The organism is Nocardia sp. NPDC050378 (assembly GCF_040655675.1).
Classification (GTDB): Bacteria; Actinomycetota; Actinomycetes; order Mycobacteriales; family Mycobacteriaceae; genus Nocardia; species Nocardia coubleae.
In genome coordinates this window covers 314409-331809 of the sequence record NZ_JBFAKI010000004.1, presented here as the reverse complement: position 1 = coordinate 331809, position 17401 = coordinate 314409, and the positions used below count along the sequence as shown (strand labels likewise).

General features: G+C 67.3%; 12 protein-coding genes and 1 pseudogene. 3 read left to right on the top strand and 10 right to left on the bottom strand.

Translation table 11 applies throughout. The features are described from left to right. The first annotated feature begins 90 nt into the window (after positions 1 to 90). Both AB0I35_RS11695 and AB0I35_RS11690 read left to right on the top strand, forming a co-directional pair. Positions 91 to 1239, top strand: a complete 1149-nt coding sequence (locus AB0I35_RS11695; RefSeq protein WP_357395747.1) for an acyl-CoA dehydrogenase family protein — start codon at positions 91 to 93, stop codon at positions 1237 to 1239. A 59-nt stretch (positions 1240 to 1298) separates the two neighbouring features. Continuing rightward, complete coding sequence (locus tag AB0I35_RS11690) at positions 1299 to 1643, top strand: hypothetical protein (RefSeq protein WP_357395745.1); 345 nt, start codon at positions 1299 to 1301, stop codon at positions 1641 to 1643. A 152-nt stretch (positions 1644 to 1795) separates the two neighbouring features. On the opposite strand, the gene AB0I35_RS11685 is transcribed toward AB0I35_RS11690, so the two are convergent. The 6 genes from AB0I35_RS11685 to AB0I35_RS11660 form a co-directional block, all read right to left on the bottom strand. Beyond that, the gene (locus tag AB0I35_RS11685) at positions 1796 to 2443 is read right to left on the bottom strand and encodes a maleylpyruvate isomerase family mycothiol-dependent enzyme (RefSeq protein WP_357395744.1); all 648 of its coding nucleotides are present in this window, start codon (positions 2441 to 2443) and stop codon (positions 1796 to 1798) included. A 97-nt stretch (positions 2444 to 2540) separates the two neighbouring features. Next, positions 2541 to 3701 (bottom strand): NADH:flavin oxidoreductase, encoded by a 1161-nt coding sequence (locus AB0I35_RS11680; protein WP_357395743.1) that lies wholly within the window; start codon positions 3699 to 3701, stop codon positions 2541 to 2543. Positions 3702 to 3770: 69 nt separating this feature from the next. Next, positions 3771 to 4526 (bottom strand): respiratory nitrate reductase subunit gamma, encoded by a 756-nt coding sequence (narI, locus tag AB0I35_RS11675; protein ID WP_357395742.1) that lies wholly within the window; start codon positions 4524 to 4526, stop codon positions 3771 to 3773. Next, positions 4523 to 5203, bottom strand: coding sequence for a nitrate reductase molybdenum cofactor assembly chaperone (narJ, locus tag AB0I35_RS11670; protein ID WP_357395741.1), 681 nt, complete (start codon positions 5201 to 5203; stop codon positions 4523 to 4525). Before narJ ends, narI begins: the two co-directional genes overlap by 4 nt. Further along, the gene (gene narH, locus AB0I35_RS11665; RefSeq protein WP_357395739.1) at positions 5200 to 6900 is read right to left on the bottom strand and encodes a nitrate reductase subunit beta; all 1701 of its coding nucleotides are present in this window, start codon (positions 6898 to 6900) and stop codon (positions 5200 to 5202) included. Before narH ends, narJ begins: the two co-directional genes overlap by 4 nt. Positions 6901 to 6910: 10 nt before the next feature. Then, positions 6911 to 10621, bottom strand: coding sequence for a nitrate reductase subunit alpha (locus AB0I35_RS11660; RefSeq protein ID WP_357395738.1), 3711 nt, complete (start codon positions 10619 to 10621; stop codon positions 6911 to 6913). Positions 10622 to 11085: 464 nt separating this feature from the next. Here AB0I35_RS11660 and AB0I35_RS11655 point away from each other — a divergent pair. After that, a pseudogene (locus tag AB0I35_RS11655) lies at positions 11086 to 11909 on the top strand (alanine:cation symporter family protein); the annotation flags it as partial. 52 nt (positions 11910 to 11961) lie between these two features. On the opposite strand, the gene mtnC reads toward AB0I35_RS11655, so the two are convergent. From mtnC to AB0I35_RS11635, 4 genes are all read right to left on the bottom strand, one after another. Then, complete coding sequence (mtnC, locus tag AB0I35_RS11650) at positions 11962 to 12660, bottom strand: acireductone synthase (protein ID WP_357395737.1); 699 nt, start codon at positions 12658 to 12660, stop codon at positions 11962 to 11964. Next, positions 12657 to 13226: a cupin gene (locus tag AB0I35_RS11645; RefSeq protein WP_067491561.1), complete on the bottom strand. Its 570-nt coding sequence runs from the start codon at positions 13224 to 13226 to the stop codon at positions 12657 to 12659. The genes mtnC and AB0I35_RS11645 overlap by 4 nt, the downstream gene beginning before the upstream one ends. After that, positions 13223 to 14890, bottom strand: a complete 1668-nt coding sequence (gene mtnA / locus AB0I35_RS11640) for an S-methyl-5-thioribose-1-phosphate isomerase (protein WP_357395735.1) — start codon at positions 14888 to 14890, stop codon at positions 13223 to 13225. The genes AB0I35_RS11645 and mtnA overlap by 4 nt, the downstream gene beginning before the upstream one ends. A gap of 135 nt (positions 14891 to 15025) precedes the next feature. Then, entirely contained in the window at positions 15026 to 17380 is a 2355-nt protein-coding gene (locus AB0I35_RS11635; RefSeq protein WP_357395734.1) for an arylsulfatase, read from the bottom strand. Positions 17381 to 17401: the final 21 nt, after the last annotated feature.

Sequence of the window (17401 nt, the reverse complement as noted above, 5' to 3'; positions counted from 1 at the left end):
ACTCAGCGGATGAATTTTCGGCACTATTGACACGACGCCAATTGGTCTGAAAACCTGCCTCCACCGACTGAAGTTCCTGGAGGATCACCGATGAGCGCACGGGCGAGCTGGGTAGACGACGAGATCGAGGCGGTCCGTGAACTCGCGACCAAGTTCTTCGAGAAAGAGGTGCTTCCCGGCGCCGAGCGGTACAAGGAGCAGGGTCACCCCGACCGCGATCTCTATCGCGCGGCGGGAAAGCTCGGGTTGCTCGCCCCGTCCATCCCGGAGGAATTCGGCGGCGGGGGTGGCACTTTCGCCCACGAAGCCGCCATCATCGAGGCTCAATCGAAGGTCGGCGACACCTCGATGGGGATCGCGATCCACTCCGGAATCGTGGCGCCCTACCTGGTGGAGTTCGCCTCCGACGCGGTCAAACGCCGCATCCTGCCGAAGGCTGCCAGCGGTGAGTGTGTGCTCGCGATCGCGATGACCGAGCCGGGCACCGGCTCGGATCTGCAGAACATCCAGACCAGGGCGGTGCGCGACGGCGACGAGTACGTCATCACCGGATCGAAGATGTTCATCAGCAACGGCGCGCTGTGCGACGCGGTCGTCATCGCCGCCAAGACCGACCCCGACAAGGGTGCCGCGGGTGTGTCGCTGATCGTCGCGGAGGTCGGGCCGGACACGCCCGGCTTCAGCCGCGGCCGCACTTTGGCCAAGATCGGCGGCAAGGGGCAGGACACCGGTGAGCTGTTCTTCGACGGTCTGCGCGTACCGGTCGGCAACCTGCTCGGCGAGGCCGAGGGCCAGGGCTTCTATCAGATGATGCGGTTGCTCCAGCAGGAACGGCTGGTGGCGGCGGTGATGGCGGTGGCGGCGATGGAGGCGGCAGTCGCGATGACCGTCGACTACACCAAGGGCCGCAACGCTTTCGGCAAACCGGTGTTCGCCTTCCAGAACACCAAGTTCGAACTCGCGGAGTGCGCGACCATCGCCCGGATCAGCCGGGTGTTCCTCGACGATTGCATCACTCGGCACCTGAGCGGTGAGCTCGATGTGGCCACGGCGTCGATGGCCAAGTACTGGCTCACCGACCAGTTGAGCGTCGTCGCCGACCGGTGCCTGCAACTGTTCGGCGGCTACGGATACATGACCGAATATCCGATCGCCGAGATCTTCACCAGCGCCCGGGTGCTGCGCATTCTCGCGGGAACGAACGAGATCATGAAGGAGTTGATCGCCCGTTCCCTCTAGCCCGCGCGATCGGTGCCGCGCACCGTGATCGGACAAAGCGCTGTGGCAGACTCGGCGCCATGTCGGACGCGAAACGGATCAGCTGGGGTAAACCACGCAAGCCGACCGACGCCGACCGCGACGCCCTGCGAGACGACCTGCTCGCCAAGGCTCGGGCGGTGCGCGCCGACGGTTGGTCGCCGCACCGCGAGCAGTGGTCCGAGGGTCAGGTGGCGATTGTCGCCTACCTCCTCGGCGACACCGACGTCCTCACCGAACTCGGCGAATCCGAGGGTACGGTCCTGAGCCGCGCCGCCGCCGACCTCTTCGGTTTCCACGGCGGCCGCAAGGACATCGAAGCGGGGCTCAGCGGCACTCAAGCGTGGTTCGACACGGTCCGCAAAGCCCTCGGCACTGCCACCTGACTCGAGCCCAGCGATCCGCTGAAAACCTGCACGCCTCTTCGTGATCGGCGCTGACGGTGGCCGTTCTTGCCCGGTCGCCCCTGCTTGGTGCGTAACGGCATCAGCAGCCGACAGCCGCGCTCGGTGAGACGCTCCCGAGCAGGGGTGAGTTCTCAGCGCCCGCCCTCGGCCAGACGCTCACGCAAGGTGGGGACTCCGGGGCCCGCGAGGTCGTCGCAGTAGGCGGCCCGTCCGGCCATCGTCATGGTCAGGGCGATCGTCGTTCCGCTGACCAGGGGCCCGGCGCCGTGCGTGAACGGCCCGTCGGTCGCTTCCAGGCGGAGACCGTCGACCAGCGTGTGGCTCGGCACGGTGAAGTCGCGGGCGGCGAAGAACTCGGCAACCGCTGTGGTCGATTCGATCGACGGTGTGGTCGTCAGCCCGAGGGGCTGGCGGATGTCCTGACCGTGGACGACGATTTCACCCAGCCATGCGGCCGTGTCGCCCGACGGGGCGGTCGTGCTGGGGATGATCGCGCGGAACCGTTCGAGGGTCTCGGCCGTTGTCGCGCCGAGGTGGTCGGCTTTGCGCCGTTCGTTGTGCTTGTCGAAGTCGAAGCGGGCCGCGAGAACGCTGCCGAGCCAGCGCATCCGTCCGGTGCTCGCACCCGCCGTGAGATGAGCGACCACGTCCTCGACGGTCCACGCACCGCACAGCGACGGCCGGTGCCACTGGTCGTCGTCGAGGTGGGCGAGGTCGTCGGCGAGAGTGGCGCGTTCGGTGTGGATCATCGCCCACAGCGCGGCACGGGTAGCGGGCACGAAATCCTCCAGGCACCGTCGATCGCCGGGCGCCGCGGCGCCGACCGGCGTCCCGTAGTGCAGACGGCGCCGACACCGCGAAATCATCGGCGTGCGTTCAGGTGCGCAGCACGCAGCGGGTCTTCGAATAGATGGTCGGCACGCATTCGTTGCAGTGCGTGCACAGCGACGGGGTCGCCCGGTCGTCCTGCCAGCGGCGGATCAGGTCGGGTTCGCGGAGCAGAGCGCGGCCCATGGCGACGAAATCGAAGCCCTCGGTGCGGGCCTGCTCGGCGCCCGCGAGGTCGGTGATGCCGCCGAGCAGGATCAGTGGGATCGTCAGCTCCGCGCGGAAGCGGCGCGCCTTGTCGAGCAGATAGGCGGGGCGATAGGGATATTCGCGCAGGAACTGCCCGCCGACGAGCCGGAAACCCCAGCGCACGGGAATCGGCAGTGCGCGCGCGAAGTTTCGGCGCGGAGCATCGCCGCGGAAGATGGCCATCGGATTGAGCAGGGAACTGCCCGCGGTGAGTTCGATGGCATCGACGGCGCCGTCGTCCTGCAACCAGCGCGCCACCTGCAGCGACTCCTCGATCGAGAAACCGCCCCGCACCCCGTCTTCCATGGTGAGTTTGGCCGTCACGGCCATGCTGTCACCCGCCGCGTCACGGACTGCGCGCACCAGCTGTCTCGCCAGCCTGGCCCGGTTCACCAGACTGCCGCCGTAGTCGTCCTTGCGGCGATTGAGCATCGGGCTCAGGAACGCGCTGGCCAGATAGTTGTGCCCGAGATGCACCTCGACGGCATCGAATCCGGCTTCCCGCGCCAGCCGCGCCGCCCGCGCGTGCGCCTCGACCACCTCGGCGATACCGAGTGCGTCGGGCACCTTGGTGAACCGCATTCCGAGCGGATTGAACATCCGGCTCGGCGCCAGCGCGGGCGCCCGGTTCGATTTCGCGTTCGCCACCGGGCCCGCGTGCCCCAGCTGGGCGCTCACCGCCGCACCCTCGGCGTGCACCGCGTCGGTGAGCCGCCGCAAACCCGGCACCGCCTCCGGACGCATCCAGATCTGGTGCCGATCCGTACGCCCACCCGGGGCGACCGCGCAGTAGGCGACCGTCGTCATCCCGACCCCACCGGCGGCGACCTCGCGATGGAACTCCACCAGCTCGTCGGTGACCAGCGCGTCGGGCGTTCGCCCTTCGAAGGTGGCCGCCTTGAGCACGCGGTTACGCAGGGTGAGGGGACCGAGGCGGGCGGGCGCGAGGACATCGCTCATCCCAGAAGTGAAACACGTTTCAATTGTGGGCCGCAATGGTATCGCCCGCTCACCGGGCGAAAAGGTGGCCTACCAGCGATCGGGAGTCACCGGGGCGTCCCAGGCCTTGGCGAAACGGGTCTTGTCCTTGGTGTCCACTTCCTTGCGCCGGTACACGATGTACGGGCGGGTGAGATACCCGATGGGCGCGCTGAACATGTGCACCAGCCGGGTGTACGGCCAGGCCGCGACCAGAGCGAGCACCACCAGTCCGTGCAGCTGGAAGGTCCACGGCACGCCGACCATCAGCCCCGGCTCCGGGTTGATGGTGAACAGGCTGCGGAACCACGGCGACACGGTGTCGCGGTAGTTGTAGGTGCCCCACAGCAGGTTCGAGCCCCAGGTGTTGAGCAGCCCGGTGACCAGCGCCAGCGTGAGCAGTGTGTACATCATGATGTCGTTGCGGCTGGTCGCCTTGCGCACAGCGGGTACGACGATGCGGCGGTAACACAGGATGGCCACCCCGGCCACCACCATCAGACCCGCGATGGATCCCGCGCCGACGGCCACCAGGTGATAGGTGTGCTCGGAGATCCCGAGCGCCGCCGTCCACGACTGCGGAATCAGCAGGCCCATCACATGCCCGCCGAACACCCCGAGCATGCCGAAGTGGAACAGCGGACTGCCCAGCTGCAGCAGCTTGGACTCGTAGATCTGCGAGGACCGCGTGGTCCATCCGAACTGGTCGAACCGGTAGCGCCAGACATGGCCCAGCACAAAGGAAGTCGCGGCGATGTAGGGCAGGATCAGCCACAGGCCTTCGGGAAGCGGAATGGTGGCGTTCATCGGCGACCTTCTGTTGCGTCGAAGAGGGCGGGGTCCATGGCGAAGGGTTCCAGGCCGACCTCTTCCTCGGGCGGGCCCTGGGCGGCGAGTTCGGCGATGCGGCGGCGGTCGGCGGTGGTCACCGGTGGCAGGGTCGCCAGGACGGCCGCGAGGACACCCGAGTACGGGGAGTTGTTGTCTCCCAGTGACAACCGGAGCAGCTCCAGTACCGGTACGTGTTCGCCGAGCAGGCGTTCGCCGCCGATGGGGTCGACGGTGGCGGCGAACTCGAGCAGCACCGGCAGGTGGTCGGGCAGTTCCTCGTCGCCGAGTTCGGCACCGGCCTGGCGGTAGGCGTGCTTGAAACGCAGCAGCGCCATGCCGCGTTTGCGGGTGTCGCCGTAGGCGTAGAACGTCAGGTGCAGGCTGGCGCGGCGGCGCATGTCGAAGGTCTCGACATAGCTCTGGGCGACCTCGATGTCCGGGGTGTCGCGCAGGTAGGCGAGCACCGGCTCGAAATGGGTGCGCACCTCGTCGGGCAATCGCGCTGCGGCGGAGGACAATTGCTCGAGCAGGGCGAGGGTCTGTTCGCCGGGATAGTCCAGTAGCAGCGCGGCCAGGCGCCAGACCATGCGACGCTCGTGCTCGGCCAGCGCTAGGACGGGCTCGGGTCGCCGCCGGATGGAGAGCAGACTCATTGCGGCACCCCGCTGACGGCCGGGTCGGTGGTGGCGGCGCCGTTGCCTCCACCACCGGATCCGGCGCCGTTGCCGGTGTGGCCGTTGGCATTCCCGTTGCCGTTGCCGTTGTCGCTGCCGGGCAGCAGACCTGCGGTGGAGCGACCGTCCCAGTTGAGCAGGTTGATCCGCCCCGACTTCTCCTCCGGTGCGGCCTGATTCGTGTCGGCGAGGGAGAACTTCTCCACCACCTGGTCGAACGCCGTCATGCCCGGCCCGCCGTCGGTGTCGAGACTGCACCCGGTGGCCAGCGAATCCAGTTCGTGCGCGCGGGAAGTCGCGCCGCTGGGGATCACGTAGCGGTGCTCGTACTTGGCGATCGCGAGCAACCGGTACATCGCCTCGATCTCCTCGGGCTCGAGCCCGATCGATGGCGCGATCCCCGTATCGGGTTCCTCCCCGAGGTTCACTGACCGCATGAAAGCCCGCATCCCGGCCAGCCTTTGCAACGAGGCGCGCACCGGACCGATCTCACCGGCGGTGAACAGCTCCGCCAGGTAGCCGATCGGGATGCGCAGGGCATCGATGGCGCCGAACAGGTTGCGCGCGTCCTCGCCGTCGTGGCCGGTCTCGGTGAGCACATCCACCACCGGTGACAGCGGCGGCACGTACCAGACCATCGGCATGGTGCGGTATTCCGGATGCAGCGGCAGCGCGAGCTGGTAGTCGACGATCAGCTTGTACACCGGCGAATCCTGCGCGGCGGCAATCCATTCCGGCGAGATACCGGCCTTCTCCGCCTCGGCGATCACGCGCGGGTCGTGCGGGTTGAGGAACACCCCGAGCTGGGAGGTGTACAGATCCTGCGGGTCGGTGACCTGCGCCGCCTCGAGCACCGCGTCGGCGTCGTAGAGCATCACGCCGATGTAGCGCAGCCGGCCCACACAGGTTTCCGAGCACACGGTCGGGATGCCGACCTCCACGCGCGGGTAGCAGAAGGTGCACTTCTCGGCTTTGCCGGTTTTGTGGTTGAAATAGATCTTCTTGTACGGGCAGCCGGTGATGCACTGCCGCCAGCCACGGCATTTGTCCTGGTCGACGAGCACGATGCCGTCTTCCTCGCGCTTGTAGATCGCGCCCGACGGGCACGACGCGGCACACGAGGGATTGAGGCAGTGCTCGCAGATGCGCGGCAGGTAGAACATGAAGGTCTCTTCGAACTCCAGTTTCACCTTGTCCTCGAGCTTGCCGAGCAAGGGGTCCTTGCCGACCTGCTCGGGGCCCGAACCCAGGTCGTCGTCCCAGTTGGCGCCCCAGGTGACCTTGGTGTCCTCGCCGGTGATCAGCGACTTCGGCCGGGCGACCGGGGTGGTGTCGGTGGGCGGCGACGACAGCAGGTTGTCGTAGTCGTAGCTCCACGGCTCGTAGTAGTCGTCGACCGTCGGCAGATCGGGGTTGGCGAAGATGTTCATCAGCCGCTTGAACCGCGACCCCGACTTCAGGGTGAGCTTGCCGCGCTTGTTGAGCGTCCAGCCACCCTTCCACTTCTCCTGGTCCTCGTACTGGCGCGGATAGCCCTGTCCCGGACGGGTTTCCACATTGTTGAACCAGACGTATTCGGTGCCACCGCGATTGGTCCACGCCTGCTTGCAGGTGACCGAGCAGGTGTGGCAGCCGATGCACTTGTCCAGGTTCATGACCATCGCAAGTTGAGCCATTACGCGCATGTCAGTACTCCACGTTCTGGTTGCGGCGACGGATGGTGGTGACCTCGTCGCGCTGGTTGCCGGTGGGGCCGTGGTAATTCAGCGCGAACGACTGCTGGGCGTAGCCGCCGATCAGGTGCGAGGGCTTGATGAGCACCCGGGTGAGCGCGTTGTGGATACCGCCGCGCTTGCCCTTGGCTTCTTTGGTGGTGTCCTCGGCGCCTTCGATGCGCGGCACGTCGACCGCGCGGTCCTGGGCGTGGTACATGAACACCGTGCCTTCGGGCATGCGGTGCGAGACGATCGCGCGGGCCACGACGACACCGTTGCGGTTGATCGCCTCGATCCAGTCGTTGTCGGCCACACCGATCTTCTTGGCATCCACATCCGACATCCAGATCGTCTGACCACCCCGCGAGAGCGTGAGCATGTGCAGGTTGTCCTGGTAGGCGGAGTGGATGGACCACTTCGAGTGCGGGGTCAGGTAGCGCACGGTGAGCCCGTTGCCGCTCACATTGCCGATGCTCGGCTCCGCGAACAGCGCCGACATGTCCAGCGGCGGACGGAAGATCGGCAGTTGCTCACCGAGTTCGATCATCCAGTCGTGGTCGAGGTAGAAGTGCTGACGCCCGGTGAGGGTGTGCCACGGCTTGAGCCGCTCCACATTGATGGTGAACGGCGAGTACCGACGCCCGCCGCTCTCGCTGCCCGACCACTCCGGCGAGGTGATGACCGGAACGGGCCGGGCCTGGGTGTCGGCGAAGGTGATCTGCTTGCCCTCGGCCTCGGCGGCGAGATCGGCCAGTTTCGTGCCGGTGCGCCGCTCGAGCTGGTGGAAACCCTCGACCGCGAGACGGCCGTTGGTGGTGCCCGACAGCGCGAGAATGGTCTCGGCGGCGAAGGTGTCCTTGGCCAGCGACGGCCGCCCGGCCGCGATCCCCGACACCACGGTGCCGTTCTTGCCCGCGAGGTATTCCACCTCTTTGTCGGGGTAGGTCGTGATGCCTTTGGTGGTCACCCCGAGCGTGTCGACCAGCGGGCCGAGCGCCGCGAGCTTCTCGGCGATCTTGGTGTAGTCGCGTTCGATCTCGACGATCTTGGGCATGGTCTTGCCCGGAATCGGTTCGCACTCACCGGCTTTCCAGTCCAGCACCGTGCCGCCCGCTTGCGCCAGCGCATCCGGGGAGTCGTGCTGCAACGGCACCGCGACGATGTCTTTCCTTGTACCCAGGTGCTTTTCGGCAAGCCAGGAGAACCCGCGCGCGATGCGGTGGAACGCCTCGAAGTCGGTCTTGGCCTCCCATGGCGGGGAGATGGCGGGGGAGAAGGCGTGCACGAAGGGGTGCATGTCGGTGGAGGACAGGTCGTGCTTCTCGTACCAGGTGGCGGCGGGCAGCACGATGTCGGCGAACAGGGTGGTGCTGGTCATGCGGAAGTCCAACGCCAGCAACAGATCCAGCTTGCCTTCGGCGCCTTCCTCCCGCCACTCCAGTTCCTGCGGGCGCACACCGGTGGCGTCGGTGGTCTGCAGGTTGGAGCCGCAGCCGAGCAGGTGCTTCTGGAAGTACTCGTTGCCCTTGCCCGAGGAGCCGAGCAGGTTCGCCCGCCACACGGTGAGCACGCGGGGGAAATTCTCGGGAGCGTCCGGGTCTTCGCAGGCGAACCGCAGGTCACCGGACTTGAGACCGTCGACCACGTGCTCACCGGGGGTCTTACCCGCGGCGGCCGCTTCGTCGGCCATGTCCAGTGGGTTGCGGTTGAACGTCGGGTAGCTCGGCATCCAGCCGAGCCGACTCGCCAGCGCGATGTTGTCGGCGGCGGTACGACCGGCGAACTTGCCCTTGCCGAGCGGGGAGGCGAACGAGTCGGAGGTGAACGGGTCGTAGCGCCACTGGTCGTTGGTCAGGTACCAGAACACAGTGCCCTGCATCTGACGTGGCGGGCGCTGCCAGTCACTCGCCGAAGCCAATGTGGCCCAACCGGTTACGGGCCGGCACTTCTCCTGGCCGACGTAGTGTGCCCAGCCGCCGCCGTTCTTGCCCTGGCAGCCGGTGAGCAGCGTGAGGGTGAAGAACGCGCGGTAGATCTGATCGGAGTGGAACCAGTGGTTGGTGCCCGCGCCCATCAGGATCATCGAGCGGCCACCGGAACGTTCGGCGTTGTCGGCGAATTCGCGGCCGATGCGCGCGGCCTGCACGGCGGGCACGCCGGTGATGGTTTCCTGCCAGGCCGGGGTGTAGGGCGACTCGGCGTCGTCGTAACCCTTGGCCCACTCGCCGGGCAGGCCGTCACGGCCGAGGCCGTACTGGGCGAGCAGCAGGTCGAAGACGGTGGTGACCCGTTTGCCCGCGACGGTTTTCGTCGGCACGCCACGGATGATGGGCTCGGCGGTGTCGGTGTCGAAGCGGGGCAGCGCGATGGTGGTCGGCGCCTCGCCGGAATGGCCGAGCAGGGTGAGCAGCGGGTCGACCCCTTCCAGGTCGAGATTCCACTTGCCCGCGTCGGCCTCGTTGAAGCGGTGGCCGAGAGAACCGTTGGGCACCACCGGGTTTCCGGCCTGATCGAGCAGCACCGGCTTGTGTGCGGCGTTCTCGTCGGTGTGGCCCAGATCGGCCGCCGTCAAGAACTTGCCGGGAAGAGCGCCGCCCTGATCCACCGCCTCGTCGAGACAGATCAGGTACGGCAAATCGGTGTAGGACTTGATGTAGTCCAGGAACATCGGAGTCTGCTTCTCGAGGAAGAACTCCTTGAGCACCACGTGCCCCATCGCCATCGCCAGCGCCGCGTCGGTACCGGGGCGTGCGGCCACCCACTCGTCGGCGAACTTGGTGTTGTCGGCGTAGTCGGGGGAGACCACCACGACCTTCTGGCCGCGATACCGCGCCTCGGTCATGTAGTGCGCGTCGGGGGTTCGGGTCACCGGGACGTTGGAACCCCACATGATGAGGTAACCCGCGTCGAACCAGTCGGCCGACTCCGGCACGTCGGTCTGGTCGCCGAACACCTGCGGCGAGGCCACCGGCAGGTCGGCGTACCAGTCGTAGAACGAGAGCATGTAGCCGCCGAGCAGCGACACGAACCGTGCGCCCGTGGCGTGGCTGACCATCGACATCGCCGGAATCGGCGAGAACCCGGCGACGCGGTCGGGGCCGTACTGCTTGATCGTGTAAACGTGTGCGGCAGCGGCGATTTCGGCCGCCTCCCACCACTCGGCGCGCACGAACCCGCCCTTGCCTCGAGCGTTCTTGTACGCCTTGGCCTTGACTGGATCCTCGACGATCGACTCCCAGGCCAGCACCGGGTCCTTCAGCTCGGCCTTGGCCTTGCGGTACAGGTCGAGCAGGGTGCCGCGCACATACGGGTAGCGCACGCGGGCGGGGGAGTAGGTGTACCAGGAGAACGAGGCGCCACGGGGGCAGCCGCGCGGTTCGTACTCGGGCTTGTCCGAGCCTACCGAGGGGTAGTCGGTCTGCTGGGACTCCCAGGTGATCACGCCGTCCTTGACGTAGATCTTCCACGAGCACGAACCGGTGCAGTTCACGCCGTGGGTGGAGCGCACCACTTTGTCGTGCGACCACCGGTCGCGGTAGAACGCGTCGGCATCGCGCCCACCGACCTTGAACACCGACCGCTGATCCGCGGAAACCTCACCGCGCTGAAAGTATTTTCCGAGCGTCAGCAGACTGTCACCGAAATCGGTGGGCGACGGACCATGAGTGCGCGAATTAACCACGACGCCCCCTTCGAGCTTGTGAAATCGGGCTGTTGAGGCCAACTGTAAGGAGGCGATCCCGCCGGGCAAAACGAACTTCTCACACCCCGGATCGGGCCTTTGTGCGTTGTGAGGTGGGCGAAATGTGCTGGTCACCCCCGTAACCCGCTGCTCACCCACCACACCCGCGGCGACCAGGGGAAACCCGCCCCCGACCGGCCCTTCCCGACGCTCGCGATGCGGTTCGGCACCGACGCGGTGATGCTTCGGAAACGACGGGTTCTCGGACGGTTTACATTTGTTTACACACCCACAGTGACCTGCGTCGCTTCGATCCGCGCCCGAGAGCGAGGCGGGCGGGCGAACAATATGTACTCAGCTAATCAACGGTTACCGGACATGCGATCATGTCTGACGTCCATCGACGGCTATCAGGGCATACGAGCGAGTGGCTGAGTTCTTGACCACGATCAACGGTTATATTCGCCTTCGGCGGGCCGGGGGCGCTGTTCTGGATGTGGGCAGTGGCCTTCCTCGGCGCCTCCACTTCCTTCGTCGAGTGCGGCCGCGATGAACCCAGGCCTGGGATGTGTCGGAATGGGTGGTCGCCCTCGGCAACCGTGATCGTGCTCGCGTTCGTCATCATCGGTGGCGTCAAGCGCATCGCCGCCTTCGCGGCGGTCGTCGTGCCGTTCATGGCGGTGGGCTACATCCTGATCTCCATGGTCATCGTGTTCGCCAACGCCGGCCAGATCCCCGAGATCCTCGCCCTGGTCGTCCGCAGCGCCCTCGGCGCCGACGCGGCGTTCGGTGCGATCATCGGCGCGGCCGTGATGTGGGGCGTCAAGCACGGTGTGTACTCCAACGAGGCAGGTCAGGGCACCCGCCCGTACTTGGCGGCCGCCGCCGAGGCATGCCACCCCGCCAAGCAGGGTCTGGTGCAGGCGTTCGCCGTGTACATCGACACCCTGTTCGTCTGCACCGCCACCGGGCTGCTGATCCTGTCGACCGGCGCCTACCGGGTCTTCGAGGGCGAGTCCGCCGACGGCAAGGTCCTGGCCGACGGTGGCGTGCTGCCGTCGGACGCCGCTGGACCCTCGGCGACATCGGCGTCGGCCTGATGGCCTGGCTCAACATCATCGGCATCATCATCATCCAGCAGCCCGCCTACAAGGACCTGCGTGACTACGAGAAGCAGAAGAAGGAAGGCAAGGACCCGGTCTTCGATCCGAAGGCACTCGGTATCCGCAACGCCACCTTCTGGGAGACCTACGAACCGGAACGCGAAAAGGTTACCGCCGCTTCGTGATCCCCACGCGCCGAGGTCTCACCAGGACCTCGGCGCGTTTTTCCTCTGCGGCCTACTGTTCGGTCAGCGCGGCAGGGTCGACCTCCGCGAACGAACCGACCCACTTATGCGGTGGGCGTGGGGGATTCGGTTCGCCGGGGCGGTGTACGCCGACCACGTGCCAGCCCGCGGTGACCGCCGCGTCGAGTTCGTCCGGGTGATCGGAGAGGAACAGGATTTCGCGCGGGGCAACGCCGATGCGGGTGGTGATGGTGTCGTAGGAGGACGGTTCACGTTTGGGTCCCGCGCTCACCAGGTCGAAGTGGTCGGTGATGAGCGGCGAGAGGTCGCCGTGTTCGGCGTAGGTGAACCAATCTCGTTGATTGCGTTCGGAGCCCGAGGAGTAGATGTAGAGGGCGTGCCCTGCGGCGTGCCAGGCGCGCAGGGCGGGGGCGGTGTCGTCGAAGAAGCGGCCGTGCAGATCGCCCGCGCGGAAACCCTCGGCGCAGATGGCACCCTGCGCGGCCTTCAGCGGCTCGGCCTTCACATCGGAATGCAGCCAGCCGGTGAGAATTTCGGCGATCCGCGCGGTATCGGCGGTCGCCTCGCCGGACAGTTCCCGGGTGGCGGCGATCACGGATTCGGCTGCGCCGGTGGCGTTCTCGGCCAACCAGGCGGGCAGATGCTTCTCGGTGTAGCCGTACAGGTCGGTGCGCACCGAATCGGTGGGGCTGGTGGTGCCCTCGATATCGAGGACGATGGCGCGGATCACGCGAGCAGCTCGTCCAGGGTGGGGAAACCGGCGCTGATCTTGTCGCCGGTGAAATCGCCGATCCAGCCGTCGGCCTCCTCGAAGAAGCGGATGGCGACGAAATCGGGGCGGGGGCCCATGTCGAACCAGTGCAGGGTGCCCGCGGGCACCGACAGCAGATCGCCCGCCTCGCATACCGTTGCCAGCACCGCGTCGTCGATGTGCAGGTAGAAGCAGCCGCGACCGGCGGCGAAGAACCGCACCTCGTCCTCGGCGTGCCGGTGCTCGTCGAGGAACTTGGTGCGCGCGCCCGCCGCCGTGGCGGGCCAGTCGGGGTTGTCGTCGTCGGGGTGGATGCGGGCGATATCGATGTGCTCGTAGCGACCCGACGCGTTCAGTTCGGCGATCCGCGGCGCGTAATGGGCGAGCAGCGTGTCGGAGTCGGTGGTCGCGGCGTCGGGGAGTACCTCCCAGCGCGAGAAGGCGATGCCGTGCTTGGACAGCTCGGCACCGATCTCGGCGGTATCGGTGGTACGCACCCGGACATCGGCGGCATTGTCGGCCGCCATCACTTGCAGCAGGGTCATCTCGGTCCGATCTCGAAAGGAGTGGCGTCGGTACGTCCGGTGCGGGCGATCAACTCGCACAGTGCTTCCAGACATTCGGCGCGATCGCGCGCCTGGGCAAGAGTGTCACCCCAGGCGGTGATGCCGTGCCCGGTGATGAACAGAATCGGTGCGGCACCGGGATTCTCGCGCAGGTAGTACTCGATGTCGGCGCCGATGCGCGCGACCTCGGGCCAGTTCGCGAACACCGGAACATCCACGGTCGACGGATCGTCGAGCCCGAAACCCTTGATGAGTTCGTAGCCGCTGACCCGCACAGTGTCACCCGGCCGGGCGGTGGTCGCCAGGGCGGTGGCGAACGGTGAGTGCACGTGCACGACGGCACCGGCATCGCGGGTGCGGTACACGGCGGTGTGAATACTGGTCTCGGCGGAGGGTTTTCGGTCCTGACCCGGGTACGCGGTGGTGTCGGCGACGCGGACGCGCACCGCATCGTGCTCGGTCAGTTCGCCTTTCGACAGTCCGCTGGCGGTGATCAGCGCCTCGTCGCTCCCGGTTCGCACCGAGATGTTGCCCGCCGTACCGGGCATCCAGCCGCGCTCGTAGAGCTGACGAGCGACGGCGGCTAGCGCGCGTCCTGCCATGCTCTGCGAGCTCGCGGCGCGGCCGTTCTCGGCGAAGGTGTCCGCGTTGCGGTAGACCACACCGTTCTCCGTGACCACGGCGGTGACCAGGTCGGCCGGTGTCACGTCGAAGGCCGGGTTGAACACGGCGGTGCCTGCCGGTGCGGCCTCGACCCCGCCGAATCCGGTGACCTCCGCGGCGGCCCGCTGTTCGACGACGATCTGCGCGCCGGTCGCCATCGCGGGATCACGGGTGGACTCCGGGGCGACGACGATGAACGGGATGCCGTGATGACGCGCGGCCAGCGCAAGACCGAAGGTGCCGATCTTGTTGGCGACATCGCCGTTGGCGGTGATCCGGTCGGCGCCCACGAGCACGGCGTCCACCTGTCCCGTTGCCATCGCCCACGCCGCGGCCGAGTCGATGGTGAGCCGGTGCGGGATGCCCGCCTCGGCCAGCTCCCACGCGGTGAGCCGCGCACCCTGCAGCAACGGCCGGGTCTCGTCCACGATCACATCGGTGACCGCGCCGCGCTCGTGCAGTACCCGCAGCGCGCCGATAGCCGTACCCACCGCGCTGGTGGCCAGGCGCCCGGTATTGCAGTGCGTGAGCAGGCGGAGCGGCCGGTCACCGCAGAGCTGCTGCACCAGGTCGGCGGCGTGGGTGGCGGCGGCCAGGTTGACCCGGCCGTCCTCGGCGAGCATGTCGAGGGTTTCGGCCAGCACGGCGTCGGCCCCTTCGGCGATCCGTGCCCGCACCCGCTCGACCGCCCACGCCAGGTTGACGGCGGTGGGTCGCGCCGCCGCGATCCGATCCGCCTCGGCTTCCACCGCCGCCACGTCGAGGACCCCGACAGCTCGTGTGTGGGCACGCGTCGCGATGACCACCCCGAACGCCCCCGCGATCCCGATGGCGGGCGCACCACGGATGGCGAGCGTAGTAATGGCGTCGATCACCTGATCGACGCTCGTCAACCGCAGCTCACGCACCTCGTGCGGCAGCCCGCGCTGGTCGATGGTGACGAGCGCACCGTCGTCCCAGGTCAGGGAACTGTCGTCCATCGGGGTGTCCTCACTGCGAAACGGTCATTCCGCCGATAGACGATATCGGACCAGATCGACCCGCCGGGACCCGATCCCGACCTGGACAGACGCGTGACCAGCCGCGCGGAGCGCGTGCACGGCTCGATCCGGACGCTACTCGGCAACGAACTCGGCCTCGCGTTCGACCGCGTCGATGGTGGCCTGCGGAACCTGGATCGGGCCGGGTGTGTAGGTGATCGCGCGGAGGGCGCCGGTGTAGCGGAAGGGGCCGCGGCGTTCGCGGAGGTCCCAGGACACCGGGCCGCGGGCGTCGATGCCGACGGAGATGCCGGTCCACGGTGCCATGCCGACGAGCTGGACCTGGTCGGTGAGTTCGGCCAGGGGTGTGCCGTCGGCTTCGACGACGAAGTCCCAGCGCAGGTGGGGACGCACGACGGCGCGGACGGTGACCGAGCGGGTGCCGACCGGCAGTGGTGTGCCCACCGACGCGTAGCGGCCGTAACTGTTCACGCCGAGCACCACCTCGCCGTGCTCGATGTAGAGCAGGTAGCCACCGAGCGGGTCGCCGTGGGCGACGAGTACGCCTTCGTCGCCGTCCCGGTAACCGGTGGGCACGGATCGGTCACCGGTTCGCGAAGCGGAGGTGACCGCGCCGAGCTCGGCGGTGATGGTGAAGTCGCGGTAGGCGATCAGCCGTTGCGAACGGTAGCGCTCGAGGGTCGGGGTGCCGGGGAGCAGGCGCACCTGGTCGGCCAGGCGCGCCTCCTCCGGGCGCCTGCGGAACAAGTCGGCACGGGTGAGAAGCGGGAAAACTGTATTGGCCCACGCTGATTCGTCCCACGCGGCGGCGAGTTCGGCGGCCTTGTCCGGATGCACCGCCGAAAGGTCGTGCAGCTCGGTCGGGTCGGCGCGCACGTCGAAGAGCTGCCAGTCGGGTGCGTCGAGGTCGGAGCCCGCTTCGTGGAGCGAGAGCAGTTTCCAGCCGTCGCGATAGAAACCGCGATGACCGGTCATCTCCGAATACTGCTCGGTGTGCAGGGTGGGTGCGGAGGCGTCGCGGAGCAAGGCGGTTGCGGAGACGCCGTCGAACTCCTTGGCCGGTAGACCGTTGCGGACCGAAGGCCGGTCCAGCCCGGCGAATTCGAGCAGGGTCGGCGCCAGGTCGGTGACATAGGCGTATTCGTGGCGGATGCCGGTGTCGTTGTCCTTGCGCGGCAGGCCTTTCGGCCACGACACGATCAGCGGCACCCGGACGCCACCGGCGAAGGTCTGCCCCTTGTAGAAGCGGAACGGCGTGTTGGACGCCTGCCCCCAGCCACGCGGATAGTGCACCCCGAGCTTCGCGGTACCGATCAGTTCCTCGTCGTGCGGCACGTCACCCACCCAGTCGGGGTCGTCGATGTGGGCGAACTCGGCGAAATAGGAGCGGGTGCCCTCCGGCCCGCCCTCGGCGGTGCCGCCGTTGTCTGAGGTGAACACGATGACCGTGTTGTCGAGCTCGCCCAGTTCCTCGAGCAGATCGACGATGCGGCCGAGGCTCTGGTCGATGCTGTCGACCATGCCCGCGTACACCTCCATGTACCGGGCGTACCGCCGCTGCTCGGCCGCGGACAGCGAATCCCACTCCGCCGCCTCGTAACCCGGCTCGGTGTTGCGGGGCTTCTGCTGGGTGCCCGGCGGGAACAGGCCCTGCGCCAACTGCTCGGCGAAGCGCTTCCGGCGCAGTCGGTCCCAGCCTTCGTCGTATCGTCCGCGGTACTTGGCCTGGTCCTGCGCCTTCGCCTGCAACGGTCCGTGCATGGCGACGTGTGCGAAGTACAGGAAGAACGGTTTCGTCGCGTCGTGCGCGCGCAGGTCCTTGAGGTAGGACAGCGCCTTGTCGGTGAGGTCGTCGGTGAGGTAGTAGCCCGGCGGATACTCCTCGACGTCGACGACGGAACTGTCGGAAACCAGCTGGTTCGGGTAGTAGAAGGAATTGAGGCCTTCCAGCGACCCGTAGTACCGGTCGAATCCGCGCTGCGTCGGCCACGAATTCCGGTGCGCCGCCGGATTCATCGTGGCATCACGCACCAGATGCCATTTGCCCACCGCGTAGGTGGCATATCCGTTGTCCCGCAAGATCTCCGGCAGGGTGAGCACATCGTCGGCCAGTTCCAGGCGCAGCCCGGGATAGCCGGGATCGGCGTTGGCGACGAAACCGAATCCCGCGCGGTGCGGATTGATACCGGTGAGCAACGCGGCGCGCGACGGTGAGCACAGGGGAGTGGTGTGGTAATTCGACAATCGCACACCCGTCGCGGCGAGCCGATCCAGCGTGGGCGTGGCGATCTCGGAACCGTACGGACCGATATCGCTGTAACCCATATCGTCCACGAGGACGACGACGATATTCGGCGCACCGGCGGGCGCCGTGGCCGGCGAGGTCCAATTCGGCGTGGAATCGGCGGAGGTACGTCCGATCGCGCCTGCGAAGGATTCGTAACCGCGTGCGTGGGGTGGAACTGGCATTCCCGCAGTGAACTGGACGAA

What these genes read in the sequence shown, in the direction of transcription:
- AB0I35_RS11645 (WP_067491561.1), bottom strand. Translation starts at nt 13,226, where the DNA reads ATGACCCTGCTGCAAGTGATGGCGGCCGACAATGCCGCCGATGTCCGG.
- AB0I35_RS11690 (WP_357395745.1), top strand. Translation starts at nt 1,299, where the DNA reads ATGTCGGACGCGAAACGGATCAGCTGGGGTAAACCACGCAAGCCGACC.
- AB0I35_RS11680 (WP_357395743.1), bottom strand. Translation starts at nt 3,701, where the DNA reads ATGAGCGATGTCCTCGCGCCCGCCCGCCTCGGTCCCCTCACCCTGCGT.
- narJ (WP_357395741.1), bottom strand. Translation starts at nt 5,203, where the DNA reads ATGAGTCTGCTCTCCATCCGGCGGCGACCCGAGCCCGTCCTAGCGCTG.
- narI (WP_357395742.1), bottom strand. Translation starts at nt 4,526, where the DNA reads ATGAACGCCACCATTCCGCTTCCCGAAGGCCTGTGGCTGATCCTGCCC.
- narH (WP_357395739.1), bottom strand. Translation starts at nt 6,900, where the DNA reads ATGGCTCAACTTGCGATGGTCATGAACCTGGACAAGTGCATCGGCTGC.
- AB0I35_RS11635 (WP_357395734.1), bottom strand. Translation starts at nt 17,380, where the DNA reads ATGCCAGTTCCACCCCACGCACGCGGTTACGAATCCTTCGCAGGCGCG.
- mtnA (WP_357395735.1), bottom strand. Translation starts at nt 14,890, where the DNA reads ATGGACGACAGTTCCCTGACCTGGGACGACGGTGCGCTCGTCACCATC.
- AB0I35_RS11695 (WP_357395747.1), top strand. Translation starts at nt 91, where the DNA reads ATGAGCGCACGGGCGAGCTGGGTAGACGACGAGATCGAGGCGGTCCGT.